Origin of the sequence: Streptomyces sp. NPDC057253 (genome assembly GCF_042669125.1) — a bacterium.
Classification (GTDB): domain Bacteria; phylum Actinomycetota; class Actinomycetes; order Streptomycetales; family Streptomycetaceae; genus Streptomyces.
In genome coordinates, this window is the sequence record NZ_JBHUXV010000106.1 from 26070 (window position 1) to 33914 (window position 7845).

Annotated in this window: 6 protein-coding genes; 4 read left to right on the top strand and 2 right to left on the bottom strand. The window is 70.7% G+C overall.

Annotated features, from left to right (window positions below; translation table 11 throughout):
* Positions 1 to 328: 328 nt before the first annotated feature.
* From ACFULQ_RS37960 to ACFULQ_RS37975, 4 genes are read left to right on the top strand one after another with little or no spacing between them, the layout of a single operon-like run.
* Positions 329 to 3361: a nitrate- and nitrite sensing domain-containing protein gene (locus tag ACFULQ_RS37960; RefSeq protein WP_383553131.1), complete on the top strand. Its 3033-nt coding sequence runs from the start codon at positions 329 to 331 to the stop codon at positions 3359 to 3361.
* Positions 3358 to 3780: a roadblock/LC7 domain-containing protein gene (locus ACFULQ_RS37965; RefSeq protein ID WP_383553110.1), complete on the top strand. Its 423-nt coding sequence runs from the start codon at positions 3358 to 3360 to the stop codon at positions 3778 to 3780. The genes ACFULQ_RS37960 and ACFULQ_RS37965 overlap by 4 nt, the downstream gene beginning before the upstream one ends.
* Positions 3781 to 3789: 9 nt before the next feature.
* Entirely contained in the window at positions 3790 to 4185 is a 396-nt protein-coding gene (locus ACFULQ_RS37970; RefSeq protein ID WP_383553112.1) for a DUF742 domain-containing protein, read from the top strand.
* Between the two features lie 53 nt (positions 4186 to 4238).
* Positions 4239 to 4844, top strand: coding sequence for an ATP/GTP-binding protein (locus ACFULQ_RS37975; RefSeq protein WP_383553115.1), 606 nt, complete (start codon positions 4239 to 4241; stop codon positions 4842 to 4844).
* A gap of 125 nt (positions 4845 to 4969) precedes the next feature.
* Here the strand turns inward: ACFULQ_RS37975 and glpK are convergent, their stop codons facing one another.
* Both glpK and ACFULQ_RS37985 read right to left on the bottom strand, forming a co-directional pair.
* The gene (gene glpK / locus ACFULQ_RS37980) at positions 4970 to 6481 is read right to left on the bottom strand and encodes a glycerol kinase GlpK (protein WP_383553118.1); all 1512 of its coding nucleotides are present in this window, start codon (positions 6479 to 6481) and stop codon (positions 4970 to 4972) included.
* 69 nt (positions 6482 to 6550) lie between these two features.
* Positions 6551 to 7276 carry an MIP/aquaporin family protein gene (locus ACFULQ_RS37985; RefSeq protein ID WP_383553121.1) on the bottom strand — a complete coding sequence of 242 codons (726 nt, stop codon included), beginning with the start codon at positions 7274 to 7276 and terminating at the stop codon, positions 6551 to 6553.
* Positions 7277 to 7845 lie beyond the last annotated feature (569 nt).

The following is a 7845-nucleotide window of genomic DNA, read 5'->3' on the forward strand; positions in this document are numbered from 1 at the left end:
AGATGCGGCTCCTGTGGCCGAATCCACCGCCATTTCCCGAAGAGAAGGACGAACAAGACCCCTTCAAGATTCCCGCCCAACGTCAAAGAAACGAAAAAATCCAGCCAACTGCCCGACCTGGGCGGTCGGTTCCGGTCGGACGCGGACGGCCTGGTGACAGGAGGCAATCTCCCGCAATGAGCGGACAACTCCCCATGTCCGGACCCGGGAACGGAAGTTCAGGTTCCGGACGGAGCTTCGAGTTACGTGTGCGTCGGTAGTAGGCTCGCGCCGTTTGTTGACGTACATGTGTACCCCCCGCCCGGTGGGGGTCGAGCTGGGGGAGGCCATGCGCTTTCGCGGGAAGTCGATCCGCCGGAAGATCGTGGCGCTGCTTCTCGTGCCGCTGGTGTCCCTGATCGCGGTGTGGGGCTTCGCCACGGTGCTGACGGGACGTGAGGTCGCCCAGCTCTACCAGGTGTCGACCGTCACGGAGAAGCTCGGTTATCCCATCGAGGACACTGTGCGCGTGCTCCAGCAGGAACGCCGCCAGTCGCTCGTCTACCTGGCCGATCCGCGCGCCTCGGACGCCCTGACCGCGTTGCGCGACACGAGGAACGCCTCGGACGACGCCATCGCCAAGTTCCGGCGCAGCGCCCATGACCCCGATGTGCGCGACGGCCTGGACCAGGACGACGACGAGCGCCTCACCGCCGTCCTGGACGCCTTCGACGGCATCGACTCGCTGCGCCGCGGCGTCGAGGAGGGCACCGTCTCCCGGCTCCAGGCGCTCGACCAGTACAACCGCCTCGTCGACCCGGCCTACGCCCTCCTCGCCACTCTCGACGGCGTCGACAGCGTGGAGCTGGACAAGCAGGCACGGGCCCTGGTCAACATCACCCGGGCCCGCGAACTGCTCTCCCGCGAGGACGCCCTGCTCGGCTCGTCCCTGGTGGTGGGCAAGCTCACCCACGACGAGATCCGTGACGTCTCCGACCTCGTCGCCCAGCGCACCCTGATGTACGACGTCAGCCTGGCGGTGCTGCCGACGTCGGAACGCGAACGCTACGAGCGCTTCTGGAAGAACGCCGGTACGGCACCGCTGCGCTCCGCCGAGCAGTCCGTCGCCACCGCAGAGCCCGGCACCTTCAACAAGGTCGGCGCCAAGAGCTGGGACGCCGCCGCCGGCACCGCGCTCGACGAACTCGCCAAGCTGGACGACCAGGCGGGCGACCGCCTCCAGGACCGGGTACGGCCGGACGCGATGGCCGTCATCATCAAGGCCGCCGCGGTCGGCGTCCTCGGCCTGATCGCTCTGCTCTTCTCGCTGATCCTGTCCGTCCGCGTCGGCCGCACCCTCATCCGCGACCTGCGGCAACTGCGCCTGGAGGCCCACGAGGCCTCCGGCGTACGACTGCCCAGCGTGATGCGCCGCCTGTCCGTGGGCGAACAGGTGGACGTCGAGACCGAGGTCCCGCGCCTGGAGTACGACAAGAACGAGATGGGCGAGGTCGGCCAGGCCCTCAACACCCTCCAGCGCGCCGCCGTCGAAGCCGCCGTCAAGCAGGCCGAGTTGCGCGCCGGCGTCTCCGAGGTCTTCGTCAACCTCGCCCGCCGCAGCCAGGTCCTGCTCCACAAGCAGCTCACCCTGCTCGACACCATGGAGCGCCGCACCGAGGACACCGACGAACTCGCCGACCTGTTCCGCCTCGACCACCTGACCACCCGTATGCGCCGGCACGCCGAGGGCCTCGTGATCCTCTCCGGCGCCGCCCCTTCCCGGCAGTGGCGCAAACCCGTCCAGCTGATGGACGTCGTACGCGCCGCCGTCGCCGAGGTCGAGGACTACGAGCGCATCGAGGTCCGACGGCTGCCCCGGGTCGCCGTGACCGGGCCGGCCGTCGCGGACCTCACCCACCTGGTGGCCGAACTCCTGGAGAACGCCACGGTGTTCTCCCCGCCGCACACCGCCGTCCAGGTCGTGGGGGAGCGCGTCGCCAACGGCTTCACCCTGGAGATCCACGACCGCGGACTCGGCATGGCCGCCGACGCGCTGCTGGACGCCAATCTCCGGCTCGCGGAGACACCGGAGTTCGAGCTGTCCGACACCGACCGCCTGGGCCTGTTCGTGGTCAGCCGGCTCGCACAGCGGCAGAACGTCCGCGTCTCCCTCCAGCCTTCGCCGTACGGCGGCACCACGGCCGTCGTCTTCATCCCCGACGCGCTGCTGACCGACGACGTCCCGGACACCAACGGCATCGGCTTCCGCCTGGACCGCCCCCAGCCCTCCAAGGAGGCCGAACTGGAGGCGGCCCAGCGGGTCTCGCTCACCCGGGGACCGGCCCCGCTGCCGGGCATGCCGCCCACGATCCTGGACGGCCCGGTCGAACTGGAGGCTCCCGTCGACCTGGACGCCCTCACCGACTTCCCGGGCGTGCTCGACTCCGAGGACAGCGAGCGCGGCGGGCTGTTCCGGCCGCGCCGCTCCCTGGCCCAGGTGGACGACGACGGCCTGGACGCCGACGGCCTCGGCGAGGACGGTCCGGACGCCCCCGTATCGCTGTCCCGCCGCCGTACCCCCAAGCTGGTCAGCTCACACGGGCGCCCGGTCACCGACGAGCGGCCGGGCCGCGAGGAGACGGCCGAGTCACCCGGGATCGGCCCCGGCACCACCCGGCCGCAGACGGCTCCCTCGGTGACCGCGGGTGCCTCGGTCTCGCGCTCCGAGCCTCCGACGCTGCCGAGCCGCCGCCGTGCCGCGGCTCTTCGCCGGGGCACGGGCGTGGCCGACCGCCTCGACGAGTTGACGGAGGTGCCGACCTCTTCGGCGTCGCCGGGCCGGGAGCAGCTCGGTGGCCCGTCAGGAGCCCCCACGCTGCCCCGACGCACCCGCCGTGCGGAGATCGCGTCCAGCGGGACGGGGGCCGACGACGGGGCTGCTGGGGCTGCTGGAGCGGAGGGGGCCGCTGGAGTCACCGGAGGGCCGGGCGCCCCCGCTCTCGGCCCCGTCAGGTCCGTCTCCGGAGCCCGTGAGCGAGAAGCCCTCGAACGGCGAGCCCTCGAAAGGGGAGCTTCCGGAGGGGGAGCCTTTGACAGGGGCGCCGCGGGTGACCCCGCGCGCGGCCCGCAGGACCCCGCTTCCGGCACTGCCCCCCTGCCCCGCCGCGTCCGGCAGGCCAACCTGGCGCCGCAGCTGAAACAGGCCCCCGACCGGCGTCCCCGGAAGCAGGCGGAGCCCGCCGACCGGGACGCCGACGAGGTACGCAGCCGTATGGCCTCGCTCCAGCGCGGCTGGCAGCGCGGCCGCGAGGAGAACGCCGCAGGTGACGACACGTCCGGCGGCACAGCACCACAACGAACGACTAAGGGGGACGGTCGATGACCGCACCGAAGGCGACCGACAACTCCGGCGAGCTCAACTGGCTCCTCGACGACCTGGTGGAGCGCGTCGCGAGCATCCGCAAGGCCCTGGTGCTCTCCAGCGACGGCCTGCCGACCGGTGTGTCCCAGGACCTGACCCGCGAGGACAGCGAGCACCTGGCCGCCGTGGCCTCCGGCTTCCACAGCCTCGCCAAGGGCGTGGGCAGGCACTTCGAGGCGGGCAACGTCCGCCAGACCGTGGTCGAGCTCGACGAGGCCTTCCTGTTCGTGACGGCCGCCGGTGACGGCAGCTGCCTCGCCGTCCTCTCGGACGCCGACTCGGACGTGGGCCTCGTCGCGTACGAGATGACGCTCCTGGTCAAGCGGGTCGGTGTACATCTCGGTGCCGCCCCGCGCACCGATCTGCCTCAGGGCGGGTAGTGAGATGGCATGAGCACAGACGGTCAGGGAAGAAGCCACTGGTTCGACGACGAGGCCGGACCGGTGGTCCGTCCGTACGCCATGACACGCGGCCGCACCACAAGTGTCGGTCAGCACCGTCTCGACCTCATCGCGGTCGTCGTGGCCGAACCCCACACGGACGATCCCGAAGGGGACCAGTCGCTGTCCCCCGAGCACGTGGACATCGTCGACCTGTGCCGGGACACCCCCCAGTCGGTCGCCGAGCTGTCCTCCGAACTCGACCTCCCCATCGGGGTCGTACGGGTCCTCATAGGTGACCTCGTCGACTCCGAGTGGGTCCATGTGAACCGGCCGGTGCCGCCCGCCGAGCTCCCGGACGAGAGCATCCTGCGCGATGTGATCAACGGTCTGAGGGCCCTGTGACCGCGCACGCCTGACGTCGGCGCCGCCCCCCAGCAAGCAGGAGAAAGAGACCCATGATCTTCGGGCGTTCTGAGCGCGGAAAGCCCCCGGTCGAGCCCGTCACGCTCAAGATCCTGGTGGCCGGCGGCTTCGGCGTGGGCAAGACCACGCTCGTGGGCGCGGTCAGCGAGATCAGGCCGCTGCGCACCGAGGAACTGCTCACCGAGGCGGGCCGCCCGGTCGACGACGTCAGCGGTGTGGAGGGCAAGCGCACCACCACGGTCGCCATGGACTTCGGCCGCATCACCCTGCGCGAGGACCTGGTGCTCTACCTGTTCGGCACGCCGGGACAGGAGCGGTTCTGGTTCATGTGGGACGAGCTGTCCGAGGGCGCCCTCGGAGCCGTCGTGCTCGCCGACACCCGCCGCCTGGAGGACTGCTTCGCCGCCGTCGACTACTTCGAGCGGCGCTCCATCCCCTTCCTCGTGGGCGTCAACTGCTTCGAGGGCGCGATCCGTTACCCGGAGGAGGACGTACGGCAGGCCCTCGACCTCGACGAGGACGTGCCGGTCGTGCTGTGCGACGCCCGGGACAAGCAGTCGGTCAAGGACGTCCTCGTGGGAGTCGTCCAGCACGCGATGGCGTACTCGGCGCGCCACCGCAGCACCGTCACCACCTGAGGCCTGAAGCCTGAGACTCGCGGCACCGGCGGGGGTGCGGCCCGTACCCCCGCCGACAGGGGTACGGGCCGCGGCTTCACCGCACCACGCGCGCGTGCCCGGTTCTCGGCACCACGCGTGTGTGCCTAGTTCTCGCCGTCCTCCTCCCAGCCGAAGCTCTTCTCCACGGCCTTGCGCCAGTTGTGGTACTGGCGGTCCCGAACGGACGCCTCCATGTTCGGCGTCCACTCGACGTCCTTCTGCCAGTGGGACTTCAGCTCGTCGAGGTCGTTCCACACGCCGGTGGCGAGCCCGGCCGCGTACGCGGCGCCCAGACACGTGGTCTCGGAGACCTTCGGCCGGACCACGGGCACGTCCAGCACATCGGCCTGGTGCTGCATGAGCAGATTGTTCTTGGTCATGCCGCCGTCGACCTTCAGGGTGGTGATCTGCACCCCGGAGTCCTGGTACATGGCGTCCACGACCTCGCGCGTCTGCCAGCTCGTCGCCTCCAGCACCGCGCGCGCGAGGTGCGCCTTGGTGACGTACCGCGTCAGGCCCGTGACGACTCCGCGCGCGTCCGAACGCCAATAGGGCGCGAACAGACCCGAGAAGGCGGGCACGATGTACGCGCCGCCGTTGTCGTCGACACTCGCGGCCAGGGGCTCGATCTCGTCGGCGGTACGGATGATGCCGAGCTGGTCGCGGAACCACTGGACGAGGGCGCCCGTGATGGCGATCGACCCCTCCAGGCAGTACACCGGCGCCTCCTCGCCGATCTTGTACCCCATGGTCGTCAGGAGCCCGTTCTTCGACGCGACCGGCCGGTTGCCGGTGTTCAGCAGCAGGAACGAGCCCGTGCCGTACGTGTTCTTCGCCGTGCCCACGTCGTAGCAGGCCTGTCCGAACACCGCCGCCTGCTGGTCGCCCAGCGCGGACGCCACGGGCACGCCCGCGAGTTGGCCGACCGCGGTGCCGTAGACCTCGGCGGAGGACCTGATCTCGGGGAGCACCGCGTCCGGCACGTTCATGGCGGACAGGATCGACTGGTCCCACTGGAGGGTCTCCAGGTTCATCAGCATGGTCCGCCCGGCGTTGGTCACGTCGGTGACGTGCCGGCCGCCGTCCGTGCCGCCGGTGAGGTTCCAGATCAGCCAGGAGTCGATGGTGCCGAAGGCGATCTCGCCGTTCTCGGCGCGTGCCCGCAGCCCCGGCACGTTGTCCAGCAGCCAGGCCGCCTTCGGGCCGGAGAAGTAGGTGGCCAGCGGCAGCCCGGTCTGCTCGCGGAACCGGTCCTGACCGTCCGAGCCGCCCAGTTGGTTGGTCAGGGCCGCGGTGCGGGTGTCCTGCCACACGATCGCGTTGTGCACGGGCTTGCCGGTGGCGCGGTCCCACAGGACCGTGGTCTCCCGCTGGTTGGTGATGCCGAGCGCGCTGAGCTGGTCGGCACGGAGTCCGGCCTTGGCGATCGCACCGGCGACCACGGCCTGCACCTTGGACCAGATCTCGGTGGCGTCGTGCTCCACCCAGCCGGGCTTGGGGAAGATCTGGCGGTGCTCGCGCTGGTCGACGGCCACGATCGCGCCGTCCTGGTTGAAGATGATGCAGCGGCTGGAGGTGGTGCCCTGGTCGATGGCGGCGACGAACTTGTCCGTCATGACGTCCCCTTCGTCGGTTCCTGCACAAGGCTGTGCTTCACGAGGCCGGTGATGCGGATGGCCCGTCTTTCAGAAGGCTGCGTTGAAGATCACCCCGGACAGCGCCCCGCCGATCAGCGGACCCACCACCGGGATCCACGCGTAACCCCAGTCCGAGGTGCCCTTGTTGGGAATCGGCAGCAGGGTGTGGACGATGCGCGGGCCCAGGTCACGGGCCGGGTTGATGGCGTATCCGGTGGGCCCGCCGAGCGACAGACCGATGCCGACCACCAGGAAGGAGACGACGAGGACCGCGGTACCGGACTCGCCGAGTCCCTTGGTGAGCCCGAAGGCCAGGATCGGCAGCACCAGACCGATCGTCGCGATGATCTCCGTGATCAGGTTCGCCACGGGATTGCGGATCGCCGGCGCGGTGGAGAAGATCCCGAGCGTGGGCTGCGCGATGTCCTCCTCGGCGTTGGCCTGGAACTGCGCGTAGTAGGTCAGCCAGCACAGGACGGCCCCGAGCATGGCGCCCACCATCTGCCCGGCGATGTACACGGGAACCTGGTCCCAGTCCCCGGTGTCGACGGCGATCCCTATGGTCACCGCGGGGTTCAGGTGCCCACCGGACAGCGGCGCGGCGGTGTACGCCCCGGCCAGCACACCGAAGCCCCAGCCGAACGCGATGACGACCCAGCCGGCGTCCTTCGCCTTGGAGTAGTTGAGTACGACGGCGGCGACCACGCCGGCGCCGAAGAGGATCAGAATCGCCGTACCGATGACCTCACCGAGGAATACGTCTCCGTTGCTCATGGCGGCTCCTAGGCCCTGGCCCGGGACGGTCCCGCCCCGGTCCTCCTCCGTGCAGGGGTTGCGGTCCCCCTTGGCGAACTGCCGGGGGCAGGGAGGATCCCGTGCCCCGCCCGGCGTCCGCGACGAGCGTGCCGTCGCGGCCGAATCGCCCTTGGGGGTCCGGGCCTTGGCTCGTGGGGGGCCCGCGCGGCGTGGTGCCTGGAACGCCGAGAATGTACGGCGATGTCGACCGACACCGGAAGTGTTCACCGGGCCCCGGGGGGCGTCAAGGTCGCCGACGGCAACGGTTGGAACGGGACGACGCAAACGCGAGCGGACCTACGAGAGCGGCCTGGGCCGACGTACACAGGCCCACGGGACCCCGGCACCGGACACACGGTCAGCTACCGTCCGGGTCCGTCACTTGGCACTGGAGGCGTGGCGAGCCCCGGCCCGGCGCCGCCCCCCGCACCCCCAGACACACATACCCCGCTCCCCCCCCCCCGACCCCCCCCCACCAACCCCCCCTGGGGGCAACCCGCCCCCCCCGGGGGCCCCCCCGCCCAACTCCACCTCCTTCCCCCCCAGCC

What these genes read in the sequence shown, in the direction of transcription:
- ACFULQ_RS37960 (WP_383553131.1), top strand. Translation starts at nt 329, where the DNA reads ATGCGCTTTCGCGGGAAGTCGATCCGCCGGAAGATCGTGGCGCTGCTT.
- ACFULQ_RS37965 (WP_383553110.1), top strand. Translation starts at nt 3,358, where the DNA reads ATGACCGCACCGAAGGCGACCGACAACTCCGGCGAGCTCAACTGGCTC.
- ACFULQ_RS37970 (WP_383553112.1), top strand. Translation starts at nt 3,790, where the DNA reads ATGAGCACAGACGGTCAGGGAAGAAGCCACTGGTTCGACGACGAGGCC.
- ACFULQ_RS37975 (WP_383553115.1), top strand. Translation starts at nt 4,239, where the DNA reads ATGATCTTCGGGCGTTCTGAGCGCGGAAAGCCCCCGGTCGAGCCCGTC.
- glpK (WP_383553118.1), bottom strand. Translation starts at nt 6,481, where the DNA reads ATGACGGACAAGTTCGTCGCCGCCATCGACCAGGGCACCACCTCCAGC.
- ACFULQ_RS37985 (WP_383553121.1), bottom strand. Translation starts at nt 7,276, where the DNA reads ATGAGCAACGGAGACGTATTCCTCGGTGAGGTCATCGGTACGGCGATT.